The sequence below is a fragment of the Catenovulum agarivorans DS-2 genome (genome assembly GCF_000568405.1).
Taxonomy (GTDB): Bacteria; Pseudomonadota; Gammaproteobacteria; order Enterobacterales; family Alteromonadaceae; genus Catenovulum; species Catenovulum agarivorans_A.
Genome location: NZ_ARZY01000006.1, coordinates 42,978 through 62,304, shown reverse-complemented (window position 1 = coordinate 62,304; position 19,327 = coordinate 42,978). Strand labels below are relative to the sequence as shown.

Annotated in this window: 20 protein-coding genes; 7 read left to right on the top strand and 13 right to left on the bottom strand. The window is 40.4% G+C overall.

Features of this window, described 5'->3' with window-relative positions; translation table 11 throughout:
• Nucleotides 1–27: 27 nt before the first annotated feature.
• The 6 genes from hemB to tatA are packed head-to-tail and all read right to left on the bottom strand — an operon-like array spanning nucleotide 28 to nucleotide 4,561.
• Nucleotides 28–1,026 carry a porphobilinogen synthase gene (hemB, locus tag DS2_RS04915; RefSeq protein WP_035013540.1) on the bottom strand — a complete coding sequence of 333 codons (999 nt, stop codon included), beginning with the start codon at nucleotides 1,024–1,026 and terminating at the stop codon, nucleotides 28–30.
• Nucleotides 1,027–1,041: 15 nt separating this feature from the next.
• Nucleotides 1,042–2,373, bottom strand: coding sequence for a GGDEF domain-containing protein (locus DS2_RS19660; RefSeq protein WP_051479633.1), 1,332 nt, complete (start codon nucleotides 2,371–2,373; stop codon nucleotides 1,042–1,044).
• A complete protein-coding gene (locus DS2_RS04905; protein ID WP_035013539.1) occupies nucleotides 2,373–3,197 on the bottom strand; it encodes a TatD family hydrolase in 825 nt (274 codons plus the stop codon). The genes DS2_RS19660 and DS2_RS04905 overlap by 1 nt, the downstream gene beginning before the upstream one ends.
• A gap of 2 nt (nucleotides 3,198–3,199) precedes the next feature.
• Nucleotides 3,200–3,946, bottom strand: coding sequence for a twin-arginine translocase subunit TatC (tatC, locus tag DS2_RS04900; protein WP_035013538.1), 747 nt, complete (start codon nucleotides 3,944–3,946; stop codon nucleotides 3,200–3,202).
• Nucleotides 3,943–4,296: a Sec-independent protein translocase protein TatB gene (tatB, locus tag DS2_RS04895; RefSeq protein WP_035013537.1), complete on the bottom strand. Its 354-nt coding sequence runs from the start codon at nucleotides 4,294–4,296 to the stop codon at nucleotides 3,943–3,945. The genes tatC and tatB overlap by 4 nt, the downstream gene beginning before the upstream one ends.
• Before the next feature lies 1 nt (nucleotide 4,297).
• Nucleotides 4,298–4,561 carry a Sec-independent protein translocase subunit TatA gene (gene tatA / locus DS2_RS04890; RefSeq protein ID WP_035013536.1) on the bottom strand — a complete coding sequence of 88 codons (264 nt, stop codon included), beginning with the start codon at nucleotides 4,559–4,561 and terminating at the stop codon, nucleotides 4,298–4,300.
• Between the two features lie 145 nt (nucleotides 4,562–4,706).
• Between tatA and DS2_RS04885 the strand changes: the two genes are divergently transcribed.
• The 3 genes from DS2_RS04885 (at nucleotide 4,707) to DS2_RS04875 (ending at nucleotide 6,534) form a co-directional block, all read left to right on the top strand.
• A complete protein-coding gene (locus tag DS2_RS04885; RefSeq protein WP_152537543.1) occupies nucleotides 4,707–5,606 on the top strand; it encodes a hypothetical protein in 900 nt (299 codons plus the stop codon).
• Nucleotides 5,607–5,673: 67 nt separating this feature from the next.
• Nucleotides 5,674–5,871 carry a YqaE/Pmp3 family membrane protein gene (locus tag DS2_RS04880; protein ID WP_035013534.1) on the top strand — a complete coding sequence of 66 codons (198 nt, stop codon included), beginning with the start codon at nucleotides 5,674–5,676 and terminating at the stop codon, nucleotides 5,869–5,871.
• A 15-nt stretch (nucleotides 5,872–5,886) separates the two neighbouring features.
• Nucleotides 5,887–6,534 carry a DUF2959 domain-containing protein gene (locus DS2_RS04875; RefSeq protein ID WP_035013533.1) on the top strand — a complete coding sequence of 216 codons (648 nt, stop codon included), beginning with the start codon at nucleotides 5,887–5,889 and terminating at the stop codon, nucleotides 6,532–6,534.
• 69 nt (nucleotides 6,535–6,603) lie between these two features.
• On the opposite strand, the gene DS2_RS04870 is transcribed toward DS2_RS04875, so the two are convergent.
• From DS2_RS04870 to DS2_RS04855, 4 genes are all read right to left on the bottom strand, one after another.
• Nucleotides 6,604–8,262 carry a hypothetical protein gene (locus DS2_RS04870; RefSeq protein WP_035013532.1) on the bottom strand — a complete coding sequence of 553 codons (1,659 nt, stop codon included), beginning with the start codon at nucleotides 8,260–8,262 and terminating at the stop codon, nucleotides 6,604–6,606.
• Nucleotides 8,240–9,181, bottom strand: a complete 942-nt coding sequence (locus DS2_RS04865) for an XrtA-associated tyrosine autokinase (RefSeq protein WP_035013531.1) — start codon at nucleotides 9,179–9,181, stop codon at nucleotides 8,240–8,242. Before DS2_RS04865 ends, DS2_RS04870 begins: the two co-directional genes overlap by 23 nt.
• Nucleotides 9,181–10,800 (bottom strand): XrtA system polysaccharide chain length determinant, encoded by a 1,620-nt coding sequence (locus DS2_RS04860; RefSeq protein ID WP_035013530.1) that lies wholly within the window; start codon nucleotides 10,798–10,800, stop codon nucleotides 9,181–9,183. Before DS2_RS04860 ends, DS2_RS04865 begins: the two co-directional genes overlap by 1 nt.
• A gap of 69 nt (nucleotides 10,801–10,869) precedes the next feature.
• Complete coding sequence (locus tag DS2_RS04855) at nucleotides 10,870–11,505, bottom strand: XrtA/PEP-CTERM system exopolysaccharide export protein (RefSeq protein ID WP_035013529.1); 636 nt, start codon at nucleotides 11,503–11,505, stop codon at nucleotides 10,870–10,872.
• 262 nt (nucleotides 11,506–11,767) lie between these two features.
• Between DS2_RS04855 and DS2_RS04850 the strand changes: the two genes are divergently transcribed.
• From DS2_RS04850 to DS2_RS04835, 4 genes are read left to right on the top strand one after another with little or no spacing between them, the layout of a single operon-like run.
• Nucleotides 11,768–13,183 (top strand): TIGR03013 family XrtA/PEP-CTERM system glycosyltransferase, encoded by a 1,416-nt coding sequence (locus tag DS2_RS04850; protein ID WP_035013528.1) that lies wholly within the window; start codon nucleotides 11,768–11,770, stop codon nucleotides 13,181–13,183.
• 53 nt (nucleotides 13,184–13,236) lie between these two features.
• Nucleotides 13,237–14,046, top strand: coding sequence for an XrtA system polysaccharide deacetylase (locus DS2_RS04845; RefSeq protein WP_035013635.1), 810 nt, complete (start codon nucleotides 13,237–13,239; stop codon nucleotides 14,044–14,046).
• Nucleotides 14,047–14,059: 13 nt separating this feature from the next.
• Nucleotides 14,060–15,553, top strand: a complete 1,494-nt coding sequence (locus DS2_RS04840; RefSeq protein ID WP_051479632.1) for an EpsI domain-containing exosortase — start codon at nucleotides 14,060–14,062, stop codon at nucleotides 15,551–15,553.
• A complete protein-coding gene (locus DS2_RS04835) occupies nucleotides 15,540–16,388 on the top strand; it encodes an FkbM family methyltransferase (RefSeq protein ID WP_051479631.1) in 849 nt (282 codons plus the stop codon). Before DS2_RS04840 ends, DS2_RS04835 begins: the two co-directional genes overlap by 14 nt.
• On the opposite strand, the gene DS2_RS04830 is transcribed toward DS2_RS04835, so the two are convergent.
• Genes DS2_RS04830 through DS2_RS04820 form a run of 3 tightly spaced genes read right to left on the bottom strand, consistent with a single transcriptional unit; the run spans nucleotide 16,385 to nucleotide 19,280 of the window.
• Nucleotides 16,385–17,488 carry a hypothetical protein gene (locus tag DS2_RS04830; RefSeq protein ID WP_051479630.1) on the bottom strand — a complete coding sequence of 368 codons (1,104 nt, stop codon included), beginning with the start codon at nucleotides 17,486–17,488 and terminating at the stop codon, nucleotides 16,385–16,387. The two genes, DS2_RS04835 and DS2_RS04830, sit on opposite strands and share 4 nt — an antisense overlap.
• Nucleotides 17,485–18,069: an acyltransferase gene (locus tag DS2_RS04825; protein ID WP_035013527.1), complete on the bottom strand. Its 585-nt coding sequence runs from the start codon at nucleotides 18,067–18,069 to the stop codon at nucleotides 17,485–17,487. The genes DS2_RS04830 and DS2_RS04825 overlap by 4 nt, the downstream gene beginning before the upstream one ends.
• Complete coding sequence (locus DS2_RS04820; protein ID WP_035013526.1) at nucleotides 18,066–19,280, bottom strand: TIGR03087 family PEP-CTERM/XrtA system glycosyltransferase; 1,215 nt, start codon at nucleotides 19,278–19,280, stop codon at nucleotides 18,066–18,068. The genes DS2_RS04825 and DS2_RS04820 overlap by 4 nt, the downstream gene beginning before the upstream one ends.
• Nucleotides 19,281–19,327: the final 47 nt, after the last annotated feature.

The window sequence follows — 19,327 nt, the reverse complement described above, 5'->3', positions numbered from 1 at the left end:
AAAACTTTAGTTCAGCATACAGCTAGTTTATTTACTAAGCCACTGCGCAACATCTTTTGCAAAGTAGGTCAATATACCATCAGCACCCGCGCGCTTAAAAGCGAGTAAAGATTCAAGTACGCACTTTTCTTCATCTAACCAACCTTGAGCAAATGCAGCTTTATGCATGGCATATTCACCAGATACTTGGTAAGCAAAAGTTGGTACTTTAAATTCATCTTTAACACGACGCACTATATCTAAATATGGCATACCTGGTTTTACCATAACCATATCTGCGCCTTCCTCTAGATCTAATGCAACTTCATGCAATGCTTCGTCACTGTTGGCAGGGTCCATTTGATAATTCTTTTTATCCGCACCTTTTAAATTACCAGCTGAGCCAACCGCATCTCTAAATGGACCATAATAAGCAGACGCATATTTGGCTGCATATGACATAATCCGCGTATTGACATGGCCTTGCGCTTCCAGTGCTTGCCGAATGGCAACAATACGGCCATCCATCATATCGGATGGAGCAACCACGTCTGCACCCGCTTCAGCATGAGACAATGCTTGTTTAACTAAAATATCTGTAGTGATATCGTTTTGCACATAGCCAGTGTCATCAATAATGCCGTCTTGGCCATGCACGGTGAATGGGTCTAAAGCAACATCGGTAATCACACCGAGTTGCGGAAATTCACTTTTAATTGCTCGTACCGTTTTTTGCGCTAACCCATCATGTGCGTACGCTTCTTCTGCCATTAATGATTTTTTTTCAACTGGCGTTACTGGAAATAATGCAACTGCAGGTAGTCCGTAGCCAACTAAAGGCTCTAATTCTCTGAGCAGTAGGTCGATAGACTTACGCTCTATACCAGGCATAGACGCAACCGTTTCGGTTCTATCTTTACCTTCAACAACAAATACTGGGTAAATTAGATCATTGACAGTTAGCTGGTTTTCAGCCATTAAACGACGGCTAAAGTCATCTGCACGCATGCGACGTTTTCGATTTAATGGAAATTTTCCAGTTAACATTTTGCTCTCCGCTTTCTAGTTTAATAAAGGTTTATCATTGGGCTTAGAAGCCGTTGTTTGCGACAACTCTGCCGAGTGGCAAACTCTATTACGCCCGGTTTGTTTTGCTTGATACAAAGCTTTATCGGCTAATGCGATTAAATCAGACGCTTGGTTATTTTGCGCAACCAATTGAACGTGAACGCCAAAACTAGCCGTGACTGAAATTTGATGCCCGTCGGCATGACAAACTGACTGTTCAATTTGCTGGCATAAATTGTCTGCTACCTGCAAGCCACCTTGCAATGGGGTGTTGGGTAATATTACCGCAAACTCTTCCCCACCATAACGACAAAGTGCATCTGTTGACCTTGGCAATAGCTTCTTACACAGTGACGCAATATGTTGAATGACCAGATCTCCAACTAGATGTCCGTACTCATCATTAATCGATTTAAAATGATCGATATCCAGCATGATCAAGCCGAGTTCAGTTTGTTCACGTCTTGCGCGGCGTAATTCTGCGGTAATTCGCTGATCGAAATAACGACGGTTGCGCACGCCCGTTAGCGCATCAAGGGTATTTAATCGCTCTAACTCTTGGTTCTTTTCTTGTAATTCTCTTAAGGTTACTTCCAATTCAAAGTTACGTTCTCGCACATCTGACTCTAGCGTTTCGTATGCATCTTGCTGTTCTTGCAACTCAGACTTCAATTGAAAAGTTTTATCTCTATAAGTATCTGTAAGTTCTTGCAACTGGGCCAAACAGTTTTTTTGTGTGTTAACGTATCTAGACAGCACTAGAAACAACCCAGCCACAATCGTTGCACTGACCATAAGTAGAGCAATAAATACACTATAAAAACCCACTGCAATAGCACAAATCCACACGCAAGGTACGATACAAACAACAAGCTTTTCTAAATTTTTACAGCTTGATTTAACACTCCACCAAACACTATAACCGAGCAGCGCTAGGGTAAGCATTCCTAATGGCACTAAGGTCCATTCTATCGTCAAGTAAACAATGCAAGCGACCGCTGCAATACACAATAACAACATGCCAACTAAAATGGCTAATAGATTAGCTATTGCATTGAGTAACCATTTATTCAGCCAAACTTGCACACTCACAAAACCATACAGGCCAACCAACAGGGCAACCCAGCCAGCAAGCTTTAAAGACAGGTTCCCACTTGAGTCCATCACACCAATCAATGCAAACATAACAAGTGTAGCAGCCACGCCTTGTGCCATAGGTAAAGCAGACAATCGACTATTGATCACAGAGTGCTGAATGCTTGCCATTAACGCAATCGTGATACTAATACTAGCTAACCATAGTATTTGCGAATCTGAAATGACCATTATTCTGCCAATTTATATTTATTATTAATTTGGAAGAAGCGTAAGCTATTTTTGTAAGTTTGAGAAGCCAATTGTTCAAAACTTATACCCGTTTGTTCAGCTATAAACTGAGCAATGTCCACTAGATAGCCTGGCTGGTTACGGCGACTTTTTGTTTGTTTTTGAATATGTCTTGGGATTAAATACGGCGCGTCGGTTTCAATTAACAACCTGTCGGCCGGAATATGTTGTAATAATGGCAATAAATGGTGGCCTCGCCTTTCATCACATACCCAGCCAGTGATACCGATATAACAACCAAGCTCTACATAGCTTAAAAGCTCAGCTTCATTGCCTGTAAAACAGTGAACAACCACTTTACTAAAATCGCTAATATGCGCAGTTAAAATGTTTAAAAAGTCTTGGTGTGCATCACGTTGATGTAAAAAAACAGGAGCATTTAAACTCTGCGCAACCTTTAATTGTTGGCGAAATACATCGCGTTGGCAGTCGCGTGGGGAAAAATCTCTATTATAGTCAAGACCACACTCACCTATCGCAACAACACGCTGATTTAACAGGTAACTGTCGTGGATAAAAGCAAGGTCATCAGCAGTAAAGTCTTTTGCATCATGCGGGTGACAACCTGCAGTAGCGTATAAATTTGGATATTGCTCTAGAAGTTTCAGCGCTTGCTTTGTCTCACTAGCGCTGGTTGAAGTAATCACAAAACTGCCAACTCCGAGCGATGCAGCGTGCTCGACAATTTCGGTTCTATCTTTATCAAATTGGCTGCTGGTTAGGTTAACCCCAATATCGAAGAGCTCTGCCGACGGAGTCTGCAATGTTAGTTACCTTCCTCTTGTTCTTTTTGCTCAGTATCTGGCTTGTAATACAATTTGGAACATATCAAACCAAATTCAAATAAAAACCACATGGGAATAGCAAGCAAAGTTTGTGATATCACGTCTGGAGGTGTTAATAACATGCCAACAACAAATACACCCACAACAACAAAACGACGCTTTTCCGCTATCGCTGCAGGCGTAGATATCCCAGCCCACACCATTAAAATAATTGCTATCGGAATTTCAAATGCGATACCAAAAGCGAAAAATAATTTTAAAACAAAATCTAAATAGCTATTTATATCGGTCGAAACGGTTACCCCATCGGGGGCTGAGCCAACAAAAAATGGAAACGCCAAAGGAAAGACTACAAAATACGCAAAGGCCATTCCACCGTAAAACAATAAAGATGAACTAAATAACAAAGGTGCGATTAAGCGCTTTTCGTGTTGATATAAAGCAGGGGCAATAAACGCCCAAACATGATACAACGCAAATGGCATAGCCGCGAAAATTGATAACACCATGGTTAATTTAAACGGTGTTAAAAATGGCGTTGCAACTCCTGTTGCTATCATATTGGTGTTTTCAGGCAGTGCATTGAGCAAGGGTTGCGCTATCCACGAATATATATCATTAGCAAAACCAACCATAGCAACAAATACAATAAGCACTGCTAGGACAATTTTCAGCAGACGATTTCTTAATTCGACTAAGTGTGCAATCAGAGGTTGAGATTCGCTCATGGCTGTTCGTTTTTCGGTTTGGTTTGGGCTGATTGCTCAGATGTTGGCTGAGTGATGTCTTTATGAATTGAGTTCACTTCACGCGCTGCGGCTTCTAATTCAGCAATCGCGCTGCGTTCACCTTCATTTAAGTTTGTCATGCCTTTTTGCTCGGCTTCCTTTAGTTGCTGATGCAACTCGTTGACCCGCAGCTCATGGTTTAGCTCAGCTTTTAGATTATTGGCGGTTTGGCGAACATTACGCATAATGGACGCAACACTTCTTACGGCACCTGGAAGCTTATCGGGCCCCAGTACAACCAAAGCAACAATACCTATGAGTATTAATTCCCAAAAACCAATATCTAGCATACTATTCTACTTTTTGCTTATCCGCGGTTGTGCTAGAAGATTGACGCTCAGATGATTGTGTCTCTTCAATTTTCGTTTGTTCTTTGTTTTCTGTGATGTCGGTTTCTGTTTTTGAGTTCTGCTCATCACCTTTGTACTCATCTTTGAATCCTTTAATGGCTGCACCTAAATCACTGCCTAGATTCTTCAATTTTTTTGTACCAAACAATAAAACGACTATGATTAATACTATGAGTAACTGCCAAATACTAATACCACCTAACATTGTAGACTCCTGGGGTTTGTTGTTTGTAAGCGAGGAAAAACACTAGATGTTGTCTGTTGGTCGCTTGACACTTAATTTTTTTGCTTATCTTAATGTAACTCGGCTGTCTTTACCACAAAGAATCATTTCGATAGTGGTGCTTTTTTTGACCCAGCACAATGCTTTAGCCAATTCGACCTCTAGTGAACATTCAGTAAAGTGGTACGACACCGTACAAGAAGACGTCACCGAGACGATTACAGATACAGCCAACTGGTTCGATGGTTTTTTTGGCCAAGATCAATTCGACGAAGATAGAGCCAGTGCTTCGGCACGCCTACGTTTAAGCTATATCCCTATTGAAAGCAATGTTGCCCGCTTCGAAAACCAATTCCGAGTCCGTGCGCGCTTGCCCAATTTAGAAGATAAATGGGATGTAATTGTCGCGGACTATAATGACTCTAACGAAGCAAAAGAGTCAGACCGAGTGATAAGTGAAACCGAAGGCCAAGGCAAAAATGAAGATGTCAGCGTCGCCGTGCGCTATATTCACTCGCAAAACAAAAGTAAGTTTATTTCAACCCGAGTGGGGTTTGCAAAAGGTGCGGATATCTATATTCGCACCCGCTATCGCAGACAGTTTGCTATCACCAACAAATTTAATTTTGAAGTTGAACCTGCGCTGTATTACTACCTGTCCAACGGAATTGGCGCACGTTTTAATTTTAAGTTTGATCATCAACTGTCAGATCATAGCTTATGGCGGCAGGACAATAGCTGGGAGTACATTCAAGACGAACAAGACCCTGAGTGGCGCCACAATTTATTGTTATACCATCAACTCAATAGTCAATCTGCGCTGATCAGCGGTATATTTGCCCATGGTTATATAAACCAAGGTTATCATCTCGAAAACAAAGGAATATTCGTTCGCTATCGACTCCAAGCACTGCGTAGCTGGTTATTTTTTGAGATTGAACCATTTATTCACTATCCAGATTATCGTGAGTTTAGCCAAACGCCTGGCATTGCATTAAGGTTAGAAATAAATTTTCAACAGCAATAACATTCGGCTAAACTTAAACACAGTTAAGAAACTATCTGAGTTCTGCAAACCATAGAGGTCTTTTGTTATGATGTATTTGTTAGCCATTCTACTGCCACCTATCGCAGTGTTATTTGTTGGTCGTCCTATTTTGGCACTGCTCAATTTAGTGTTGTGCCTATTTTTCTATGTACCAGGCATAGTTCACGCTTTATTTATGGTCCATAGCTCCAAAAACGACAAGCGCCACAAAGAGTTGATGTCTGCTGTCGACAACAAAGACTAAACAGGACCCACTTAGATGCAAATTTCAAACAAGCTAATTGTGCTATGTTTCGCGTTAACATTAAGTGCGTGTCAATCGGCTTATTATTCGGCAATGGAAAAAGTAGGCTACCATAAACGCGATATATTGGTTGACCGTGTCGAAGATGTGCAAAACGCACAACAAGAAGCTCAACAAGAGTTTAAATCAGCCCTAGAGCAATTCCAAAGTGTTATTGCATTTGATGGTGGTGGGCTACAAGCTCGATACGAACAATTAAATGATGAGTACGAAGCGAGCAAAAGTGCCGCGGAGGCAGTATCAAACCACATTGATAAAGTGGAAGATGTGGCCGAAGACCTCTTTGACGAATGGCAAGATGAATTAGAACAATACTCAAGCGCAAGGCTGCGTTCACAAAGTGCAACTAAGCTGGCTAAGACCAAATCGCGTTATAAAACCTTGTTGCGAGCCATGCGGCAGTCTGAAAGTAAAATGCAGCCGTTTTTATCTGCACTACAAGATAACGTATTATTTTTAAAACATAACTTAAATGCTCAAGCAGTTGGTGCACTTAAAGGCGAACTTGCTGGAATTGAAAGAGATGTTCAAGCAATCATTAAAGAAATTGACCGGTCAATTAAAGAGTCTGAGAAGTTTATTAATAGTTTGAATGCTAACTAATCAAGTTTAGCTGGCCGAAAGAAACTATAGTTAAAATCTAGATGTTTCTTTCGGTTAACTGAAGAGGCTTTAATTAAAAGTATAACTCACACCTAGCTGCAAGCGTTTATCTGTATACGCTTGGCCTAATCTATTGCTCTCTCGCTGACTAAGACTTGCAGTTAAGTTTAACGAAGAAGAACGAGCTGACGTGAGTTTAATTTGCCACATTTTGTTGTCTTCAACTCTGTCGGTTGCAACTCCGTCGGAATTTAAGTAGGTATTGCGACTGAGCGAGTTGCTGAGCGTAACACTGGTCTTAGAAGACATCGCATAATCGGCTGACAAGCTATACCCTTTGCTCTTTCGATTTAAACTTCCACCCACTGCACTATCTTCAAGTGCAACTCGTTCTGAATAGTTAAGGCCAGCGGAAAGCTTTAACTTACGTTGATTATCATAAGCGATAGTCACCTGGCCAGTTTCAAAACGGCTTACTACATCAACCAGTTCAATATCTCGACCAAAGATATTAACTTGCTGTTCGCCCAACGCCGGTTGATAATTTAAATCTTCGGGTACATAACACTGGGATAAATCCAACACATCATCCGGACATATAAATGAGCCAACTTGGGTAGAAATAAAATTATTCCGCGACTGAATGTCTACCCCTTCGCTGTAGGACATTTGCGTACGCACAAATCGGCTTGCTTGGGTCAAACTAAAACCATATTGCTCACCAAATTGATTTCGGTCGGCAGTTAACGACATTTGCGTGCGTGACGATAACACCCAGTTAAATTCACCACCAATAAAACTGCGCGTTTCTTGCTCTCCAGATTGAGAACGATAACCAAGAAGACTTAAATAGCTCTGTTTAGCGAAACTCCAGCGTAAACCCGCGCCGTATTGTTTATAGGTTAAACCGTCAGACAAAGCCTGATCATCAGCTATACTGTTTTTATTAACAGAACCATTGGTTGTTATCGCGAGCTCGGAGGTAACTGGCACGGTTAGTTCGCCCGCAAAGGTAGAGTTTCGGTAATTACTTGTCTGTGAGCGATCTGATTCTGTAGCCTGTCCAGATAAATTCCAAATAACTCGGCTGTTAGCTTGGCTGCTAACTGCGAACCCAGCCGAAGCACTTTTGGTATCGTATCGGCTAATGCCTTGCGAGCCAAAATCGGCTAAGTCTATGTTTTCATCCGCTTTACTGCGTTGCAATTGGACATTTGCCCGAAGCTGCAACATATTGCTATTGGCAGCAGCAAGGTTTAAACCAACACTAGAATTGGTGACACCTACAAGCTCTTCACTGCCAAATATACTGTCATTAAAGCCGCCTATTTGAGAGCTGGCAGAACGAAAACTTTTATTTATTGAACCATCTAAAGTTAACAAGTTTTCAATCAACAAAGCTTGTCCTTGCACCCCATAAGAAACAAACGAGCTGTTATGTGACTTTTGTTCACTATGAGTTGTTTTCTCAGCAACTAAATTACTCGAAACTCGCAACTTTTTACTGTCGTAAGCAGCTGAAAAACTAGGTGCAATTTTATATACAGACTCAGAAATATCGGGCTGGTCCGCTTCATCAACAAAGTCGACTGATAGATTATAATAATCAGCTGCGACAGCAGGTTGCAGGGTTATATCGCCTGCAGATGCAAGACTGCAACTCAATGCAGCGGGCAATAGTAAACAAATATTTTGAACTAACTTTTTACTCGTGGTTTGCATAAGCATAGGCGTATCCATAACCAGTAATGCCAGTATTTTTCTTAGTTTTGTTGACCACAAAACCAACCGCTTTGTCTTTGTCCAACTGTTCGATTGCCTGTTTCAGCCCTTGAATCTTGGTTGACTCTTCTTCTACAACCACTAACACCTGACCAGCGAGATTAGCTAGGACAACAGTTTCGTTAATACCTAATAAAGGCGGTGCATCCATAACCACAACTCGGTCTGGGTAGCGACTGACAAACTCGTGAGCTAGTTGAGCCATACGCTCACTGGCTAATAATTCTGTTGATAAATGGCTAGATTTACCAGCAGGGATAAATCGTAGGTTGTCTATATTAGTGCGATAGATAATATCCCTAACATCGTCCACATCACCTAACAAATAATCCATCAACCCCTGCTCTATTTTATCTTCCACTCCGAGCTTTTTGCTAACCGAAGGTTTTAAAACATCCGCATCCACTAACAACACAGTTTTGTCTTGCTCAAGCGCAATGCTTAACGCTAAATTAATTGAAGTAAAAGATTTCCCTTCCTGTGGCATTGTACTAGTAATGGCAACCAAGTTTGCGGAATCTAGAGTATTAGCCAAAGGTCCGAATGCATTCGCCAATACTTTGCGTTTAATTGCTCTAAGCTCTTCATTAATTAACTTACGTTTACTGCTCAGTGACACATAACCATCATTGTCTAGCGACTCAAGCGGCAAAACCAGTTCTTTGCCAAACTGTTTTCCATCCATATCATCTCTAGCTTTGCCCTGTTGTTTTTCCACAACAGCTGATTCAGCAATAGGTTCAGAAGTTGATTCAGAAGCACTAGGAGTTGCTTGATTGACTTCTATGGCGACGGTCTCATCGAGCTGAGATTCAGCATTCTCTTTAGCCTTTTGTTTGGCCAATGCTTTTTCAATTGTGCTCATTATATAACGCCCCCTAACTTCTCACTCACAAAGGAAAACAGCTTACCGACAAATTCAATATTGAGTTGATGACCGGTAATAGCTAACAATGTAAATCCAGCAAAGCCAGTTAAGATAAAGGCGTTTGACACCCAAAACACCATTAGTTTTTTGTTTTCAACCTTTCTTAACTGCTGGTAGTCAACATGCGATATCGTACCAAACACCGGCAACCCAGTAATCTTTGTGAGTTGCTGGGGACGAAGAATAACAGGATTTATTTGGCTGGTTAAAAACGCTAAGCCTATACCCGCACCAAAGCCGACTATCAGTACCAAGATGTTGTAAATGACTCTCGGTGGACCACTGGGTGATAACGGCACTCTAGGCGGTTCAATTACTCTAAACTGCACATCATCTGATTGTAAATCAGCCTGTTTAGACATCAACACAGACTCACGGCGTACCAGCAGCTCATCATACTTTTTCTTGGTAATGCCATAATCTCGATTCAACCCAGCCATTTCAGCTTCAATTTGCGGAATTAAATCCATTTTATCTTGCAAAGCTTGAATCTTGTTTTCAGCATTTTGTTTACGTACATTTAGTGACGCCAATTCATTTTTGAGCGTCTGCATGGTAATAACCATTTCTTGACCGACTCGACCTTGGATATTAGCGACATCCCCCTCTTCACCTATCAAGCTTTGTTGATATTCGGCAATTTCTTGTTCGCGTTGCTCTTGCAAGCGCTTGAGCATAGAGCGCGCTTCAATGACATCTGGGTGTCGAGCAGTATAACGAATTAACAAATCATCTAGTTTAGTTTGTAAACTCTCAATTCTGGCATCATATTGGGTTTCAAGAACATTGCTAGATGAAGCGGACGACGCTGCACTTTGCTTTGATGCAGATAAGGCAGACTGCACTTGCTCTAAACGAGATTCCGCTTCCTGAATTTGCAAATTAGTTGCTTCCAACTGTGATTTCAACTGTGACAGCTGACCATAAACACCACCAGTTGATTGCACAACCACGTCAGCATGACGACGTTTAAAATCAGACAAGCGAGTTTCTGCGGCAGCTAGACGTTTTTCATATTCAGCGATTTGAGAATCTAAAAATTTAGTTGCGGTATCTGAGTCTTGCCGATTAGACCCCAAAGTGGACTCAACAAATAGCGTTAATGTTTCTTCAACCACACGTTTAGCCACTTGAGGGTCTGAATGCTCAAAGTTTATAGTATAGATATTTTCTCTTCCGGAAGCTTTAAAGTTAATTTCCCGCTTGAGCATGCTGATTAAACTTTCGTACTGGGCTTCTGTTTTAGCGTTAATATCCAAATCAGTGTTACGTGCAATTTTTTCTAAATTGGGGCGAGACAACAAAGTTTTAGTCATCAATTGCAGCTCTTGATCAATATTTGTCTGCAGTGCCAAACCTCGCAATAAAGGTTGGAGAATTGAACGGGTATCGGCAAAAACCCTCGCATTAGATTGATATACATCTTGCATATTAGCGACATATAACCAAGCGATAGGACAAATTAACCAAGTGGTGATAATGATAAAACGCTTTTTTATCCAAATTCCTTTCAGATAGCCAATAATTTCATCAATCGTTTGTTGAAGATTATCCATTAGTGCACATAACTCTTATCTAAAATCTAATTGTTCTTTTACGTTATTAAATGGTTTGCTTGAGCCTAACTAAAACCAAGCTTCAGGAATAATCACTATGTCGCCAGGCAATAAATCAACATTGGCACTAATGTCACCATCATTAATTAAACTATCAATTCGAATATTGTAGGTTTGTTGCTGTCCTGACACCACTCGAACTAACTTTGCGGAATCACCATCAGCAAACTGAGTTAAGCCGCCGACTTGCACCATCAAATCTAGCAGCGTCATATTTTCTCGATAGTTTATCGCCTGTGGTGATGCAGCTTGACCTATTACTCGAACCTGCTCACTGTAAGGACCCACAAAACCACCAACACTTACAGTCACGATAGGGTCTTTTATGTAAGTTGCTAGAATTTGCTCAACATTACGTGCAAGTTCAGTCGGTGTTTTGCCCGAGACGTCAATATCTTCAACTAAAGAAGTGGTAATTTTGCCATCTGGTCGAACAACAAAAGTCCCTGAAATTTCAGGATTACGCCAAACAAAAATGTTCAGCGAATCGCCCGGACCAATTAGGTATTTGTAGTCAGAAATATCAGTTGTTTTAGAGGCATGAATAGTTGCTTGAGGTAACTGATTCGTTGCGCAACCGCCTACGCATAATAAGGCAACCAGTGAGGCCACCTTTGATAGTTTGTTTATTTTGATAAGCTGCATTGTTATTTATTCCTTTGGCCTTTTAGCTTTTCAACCAACTTAAGTCAATTCACTACGTCGACATCATAGAGCAAAGACAAATTAAATCAATCAAGCTTAGATTAATTTTAATCCAGCCGTTTCATATTGTTGTTACTTTACCATCATAGTATACTCGCCGACAATTAAGTAAAATATACTCAATAAATCGCCTACGATTAAGAGCCAGGTGTATGCAGTTACTGGCGAGGCAACTTAACATCAACGGAACACAATTAGACTTATGGCATATACTTACGCGGGGCATACACATCAAAAAATAAAGCCTCTTATTGTAATAGAAACCACCATTTTGTGTATTGCTGGCTACTTAGGTTTATATATAGCTTCTTTCGCAGACTCTTTTGACGACTTTTCTACATTGCAAGTCCATTTATCAAATGTATTAATTTTTGTTGCTTTCTCTCAACTGTCATTGCTGGCTGTTGGTTTGTACGAGCTGCGTCTGCGTGAATCCATCCGCGGGGTCGTGCGTCGAATATTAGTCAGCATAGGTATAGCCTACTTTTTACACGACGGTGTGCTACTCAATTTGTTTCCATCTTTAGAGGTAAACAACTACTTTATTCCATCTGCAGCGGTTGTTGGCATAGTCAGCTTGTCGATTTTCCGTTTTGTCATCATGGAAAACGAATGGTTTGGGTTCTCTCGCAAAGATGTACTGATTATAGGGGCAGGCGAGCGCGCCTCAATTATTGAAAAGCGCATGCGCCGTAAAGCCGACCGCCGCGGTATTAATTTGGTTGGATTTGTTCCACTTGTTGGCGACAAATTTAATGGAATACAAAACGAAACCATTATTAATTTAGAAGTCCAAGAAGAACTGGAAAAGTTTGTCTTAGAAAATGACATTCAAGAAATTGTTATTGCCTGTGACGAGCGACGTGATGCGTTACCTCTACAAGCTTTATTTAACTTTAAAATCCGTGGAGTCGAAATCACCGACATTTTGGACTTTATTGAACGTGAAACAGGTCAAGTCGCAGTTAATTTAATCTACCCAAGCTGGGTTATCTACTCAAATGGTTTTAGAACCACCAACCACCTTAGAGAATCTTTAGATTATTTATTTAATGCTTTTATCGCGGTTTTCGTTTTTGTGTTCGCATGCCCATTTATGTTAATTACTGCCATATTGATTTATCTCGAAGACGGTAGAAAAACAGGCGCCTCGGTTTTTTATAAACAAGAACGTGTAGGATTAGACGGCCGGGTATTTAAAATCATTAAGTTCCGTAGCATGCGTCCTGACGCTGAAAAAGGCGGTGCGCAGTTTGCCCAGAAAAATGATGACCGCACAACAAAAATCGGTGGCTTTTTACGTAAATACCGCATCGACGAATTACCGCAGCTATTTAACGTGTTTAAAGGTGAAATGGGCTTTGTTGGGCCACGACCTGAGCGCCCACAATTTGTAACTGAGTTTATTAAACAAATTCCGTATTACAATCAGCGCCACAACGTCAAACCAGGTTTAACAGGCTGGGCGCAGTTAAAATACCCATATGGTTCTTCAAGCGAAGACACCATAGAAAAACTAAAATTTGACCTTTATTACATCAAACACAGATCAATCTTATTTGATTTGCTTATTTTACTTCGTACTGTTGAAGTCATCTTATTTGGAAAAGGGCGTTAAACGTGCAAACAACTAACCACAACGCCCGAAAAAAATCTTCTATAATCAATGCTATGACGGTTGATGTAGAAGACTATTACCATGTGTCTGCATTTGAAAAACAATTTAGCCGCGACGATTGGGATAAATTGCCGCAACGTGTTGAGCACAACACCTACCGGCTGCTAGATTTATTTGATAACCATGGCTGTAAAGGTACTTTTTTTATTTTAGGCGCGGTTGGTGAGCGTTACCCTCAATTACTTAAAGATATTCATAACCGCGGTCATGAAGTTGCCAGCCATGGTTTTGCACATAAACGAGCAACCACTCAAACACGCGAAGAATTTAAAGCAGACGTTGAACGTTCCAAACTTCATTTGGAAGATACTATTGGTCAAGCGATAACCGGTTATAGGGCCCCAAGCTTTTCTATCGATGAATCAAATGAATGGGCTTTTGAAGTCTTGGCAGAATTGGGTTTTAAATATAGCTCTAGTACCTACCCTGTAAAACATGACCTATATGGAACTCCCCACTGGCCTAGATTCAAATATACTAGGCCAGAAGGTATTATTGAAATTCCTGTACCGACTCTAAAACTAGCGGGCAAACAGATTCCAATTGGTGGAGGGGGCTACTTTCGTTTGTACCCAACTATGCTGGCACACAAACTGGTTGACAAATATTTAGCTAAAGAACAGCAGCCATACTCATTTTATTTCCACCCGTGGGAAATCGACCCCGATCAACCCCGAGTGACTGATGCTCCGTTTAAATCGAAATTTAGGCATTATTTGAATATTAATAAAATGGAAGGTCGATTAGCAACATTGCTTGACCGCTATCATTGGTCGACTATGCAGAACGTATACTTAAAATAGAACTGGATTTCGCATGCAACATACGCTTATAAATCGCAAGGTAGACATAATTCTAGGGTTATCTACCATTTTTTGGGCCGTTGCGTTTAACCAAGGACTCATAACCGCCTATACAGTATGGATCACCTCAGACATTTTTAACCACTGCCTGTTTGTACTGCCAATCAGCCTATATTTGATCTGGCAAAAACGCACTGAATTGCAACTACAAACGATTCAACCACAATTTGTCTGGTTAACTTTGCTAATACCATGCATTTTAGTTTACATCTATGGCTATGCGGGTGATATAGCTCTCTTGATGCATATGGCCACCTTCGCTGCATTACCACTGATAGTTGTTTCTATAATGGGTTTGAAAGCAAGTAAAGTGATCCTATTTCCGCTGGCATTTATGTTGTTTGCTATTCCAGTGGGTGAGGAGCTCATCCCAACTCTACAGCAAGTAGCGGCAAGTATCGCAATATTTCTTCTCAAACTGATAGATATCCCCACCTATATAAACGGTTTGTACATCGAAATTCCTCAAGGGCGCTTCTTAGTTGCCGAAGCCTGCTCAGGTATTAGCTTTTTTATTGTATCTATTGTATTTGGGTGTTTATTTGCTTATGTGAGCTTTTATAGCCTTAAAAGACAGTTAGCTTTTGTACTAGTATCCTTTATTGTCCCCATTCTCGCTAACGGAGTTCGGGTATTTGGCATTATCTATATTGCACATTTAACCGACATGCAATATGCAGCAGGTGCTGACCACCTCATTTATGGTTGGTTTTTCTATTGTTTAGTATTGTTTATGCTGATTATCCTCGGTAACTGGATGCGGGATCTATCGCCAACAACAAATAAGCAAAAACAAGCTACTTTCAAAAAAACTGAAGCAAAACTATCGATTAACTCCCAAAAAACCAACTACCACTTCGCATTTGTCTGTGGATTGCTAATTACACAATGGTTATGGTTGAGTTTAATTGACTCCCCTAAACCTATTGAGGTAAAACAGCTAAACCTGGTGACTGCAAACGACCCTAAAGAATTTGCCGTCAGCCCTAAAATAGCTGATGCAGATAAAATCCAATTTACCCAAACAAACAGATTTGGCCACTCTGTAGAAATATTTATTGCCTATTACGCGGCAAATAGCGATGGAGAACTGGTATCAGGTGTACATAGACGTTACGACCCGACAAGTTGGAGTTTAAAAACCTCACGAACTATACCTCTTAACAATGGCAACGCATACACGGCTCGCCTGAGTGAAATAACTAGCCCACATGGTAACAATCGATTATTGCTTGATATCTATGTAACTAATCAATATACAGGCAACTCAGCAGTCAAAAGTAAATTGCTACAAACATTAGATAAATTTCTTGGCGCCGACAAACAAAGTCATAGGTTGTTGGTCTCAGCAGAATACACTGAATTAAAAGATAAAAAACAAGCTCAACAAGCGCTAATACAGTCAGCAATGAGTTTCGTAAAGCAGCTGCAACATGTTTACCAATAAACTGCTTCAGTGGTTACAACTCAATGAAGTCAGAGGTAAATATGCAATTTACCGCCTAGGTTTAAAACTTGGTTTTGGCAGAAGACTTATCCAACACAAAATCAAAGGCAAGGATTTCTATGTGCCTTGGGATCAATGGTGTTTTTGGCTAGAATATGGACCTGCAAATTATTATCCCGAAGATATCAAGCCTTTGGCCGGTGTCATCCAGCAATTTAAAGGTTCAAGCTGTTTGTTAGATTTAGGCGCAGATATTGGAACCGTAAGTGCACAACTCGATAGCCAATGCCCACTGGATAAAATAATTGCACTAGAGCCTAACCCTAATTCATTTAAGATTTTACAAAAAAATGCCGAATCTATTGGTTTTCTGCCGCTAAATTTCGCAATTTCCGATTTTAATGGTTTGGTTAACTTAAACTTTAATACCGGCTTAGGTTCAGATCACGAAGGCTATATTGACAAAAATGTCCCAGGCTCAACTCAAGTTGTGACAATTGATCATTTGTATGCAGCTTATGCTCTATACGAGTACAAAAACATTGTGATTAAAATTGATGTTGAAGGACAAGAAGTTGCAGCCTTAGCTGGAGCTAAAAGCCTATTAAAACAATGTGAAAATGTAGTCATTATGGTTGAAATACACCCGGATGTACTTAAACGCGAAAACATCACTGCAGAAGATATTTTCATAGAAGCCGAAAAACATCGTGAATTTACTTGGTTTGTTCCAAGTCAATCGAACCAAGTAATTGACCGTAACACGCCATTTTTTAAGCAGTTTACGACACATCAATATGATGTTATTGGGATTGCAGCCCCTCTTACCACCTAATGCAACCTAGGCGCAAGCCTAGCTTTTAGTGGATGTTGTTGAACAAATTGCCAAAGCTGTTGTTGGAAATAATCTTCATCATCTAACTGCTTATTATCAATTAATTGAGCCGAACCAAAATCTCTTTGTTTAATTCTTTTATTCGTTACATTATTGCTGATTAAATTTTTATCTAAGCTCCTGTATCTATATTCAATTGCATTTGCATAACCAGAGTTGAGGTAAACAAAATTCTCTATAACTTTTGTATTCGTTGAACTCTCGAGCACAATACCAACATCAGCAAAGGGTCTTTGAGTCCTTGCGTAATGACCATGGTAAATAAAATTATTGCGAATTTCTCCACCATAATGTTTGCTTTTAGCCATACCAAACCCTATGCCACGATCTGAATCGACAATTAAATTGCCAATGACTCGTGTGCCAATTGAATTACTCCAAAAGTGGATTGCATGCTCAGCAATATGTTTTCTAGGGCTAGCAATGTTAAAAAAAGCATTGTCTTTTATTAGCCAGTTTTGCGCGGTATGAACATCAATACCACCAATATACCAATTTGGACCTATACCTTGAGTATACTCAAAGATAGTATGCTCAATGATGCCGAAATCACTGGTAATTTTACCACTGCGATCTTTGGATACTTTAAATAACTGCTCATAAGCATCTTGCAGGATACAATCTGCCATATAGAAATAGTCAGCGTTTTGTTCACCCGCAACTTGAATCAGGTGATTGCCCGCAGCGCGTAAGGTTAGCGAAAGCAATTTAACATGGCTTGCGCCAATCCAAATTAAATTATCCACTTGTTTTGTCTGCTTCATCCCAGAGCCTTGTAACACAACTTTAGTCGGATCATTAGACTGAGAGCGTATGCTAATGTGAGGACGAGCTATAACTAGAGTGCGGTTTAATCTATAGACACCATCGGCCAAACATATATCTGTCACTTGCTGTGTATTTTGGGTTGATAGAGCTTGATAGAGCTGTTGTGTTGAATTAACTAAGTAACAGTCAGATTGCGCCGCGACTTCTGTACTGGCGACCATTATGCTAACAAGCACAGGAAATAAATACAGTAGCCGACGCAACATAATCATTGTCGTTGCCGAATGACTTTCGCCGGATTACCGACTGCTATTGAGTAATCTGGAATATCTTTTGTCACCACAGAGCCTGCGCCGATAATGCACTTTTTACCTATATTTGCAGTGATGATTGAACCATTGCCAATCCAACTATCCTCACCAATTGTTACTTGTGAAAAAGTGCCACCTTGTTCACGAATGGGCGTGTCTAAATCATCAAAATTGTGCTGACCTTTGCCGCTTAGTACATGCACGCCACTACCTAACAAACAATCTTTTTCGATAATACAAGCACCTATATTACACTGCGGGCCTATGTATACACCCGAACCTATACTGGTTTTTTGCTGAGAAAATAAAGTCGCAAACGATACTACAACTCTAGGATGGCAATTTTGCATCACAAAACGATAAAAATTCGCCCGCGCATAATTGCCTAGTTGACCGGGCAACATGCTATAAAACTGCGCAAAGGCACTAAATACACCATTATTCTTGCCAAACACCAAGCAGATTACAAAATATAAAATTAATAATGGTGCATTGATTAGTATGAATATTAGGTCGACACAGTTTTTTATCAGTGATTTCATGCGATAGATTCCTTACTCAGCACAATGTTTAACGCTGATAGTTTACTCTCCCACGCGTACTCAGCTTGCATCAAATCTACCGCGTTAGTGCCTAAGCCTTGCGCGAGTGTTCCCTCATTTATCAACCGAAGAACTGCATTCGCAAAATCATCTGCTTCATCCGCGACTAATAAATGTTGGCCATCTTGACAGTTTATCCCTTCTGCCCCCATAGAGGTTGCAACCGTCGGCAAACCGCAAGCAAAAGCTTGTAAAACTTTATTTTGCACACCTCTAGCAATACGAAAAGGTGCAACAAAAACATGCGCTTGGTTGTAATACGGCATAATATCATCAACAAAACCAGTGACTTCAATGCCTTGGAATTTAGTGAGCTCTTTAACCTTAGCTGTCGGGCGCATACCCGCAATGATAAATTTTGCATTAGAGCACTCTGCAATAATTTTTGGCCATACCTGCTCAACAAACCAGACAACAGCATCTACATTCGGTGCATAGTCCATCACTCCGGTAAATAACAAATTACAGCCTTGAGGTTTATCTGCCAACAGCACAGGTTTAAACTCTGAGAAATCAATGCCATTGCCAATCGCAATGCTGGTATTTTGACTATTTAACTGTTTGCCAAACAAGGTAACCTCTTGATTTGAAACAAAAAAACACTGGTCAAAATATTCATGGATACGATTCTCGTATTTGGACAATAGCCTTGCTTCACGCTGATATACCCAGCTCATAGGAAATTTAGATTTAACCGCGTATTGACGCCACTTGTCTGAATCTAAATCCATAAAGTCCATCAGTAGCATAAGCTTGTCACGATTCTTGTCCACCATAGGACTTTTGAAGACATATTCAGCGACACTTGATGCTGTACATAATATGCAATCGAATTGCACTGTTGCTAACAAACTGTCCACTTGTACCTGCAAAGCTTTGCCATAAAAATTTGCAACACTTAAACACTGATTAGCTAGCAAACCAGTGAGCAGTTTGAGTTTTCGGTTGCCAATATCCACCAGCTCAACCTTAACATTCAGTTTCTGCTGCAATTTTTGTCCATCTTGCAGATCACTAGTACTTTCGGTAGGGGCAACCACAGTCACACTATGACCTTGGTTCACCAAATATTCTATTTGATAGTAGCTACGAAGTTTTTCACCTTTGTTGGGTGGGTAAGGCAAACGTTGGGCTATTATTATAATTTTCAAAGTCTTTTCTTTATTTTTAAAACCGATTGAGGTACTTTACATCAAAA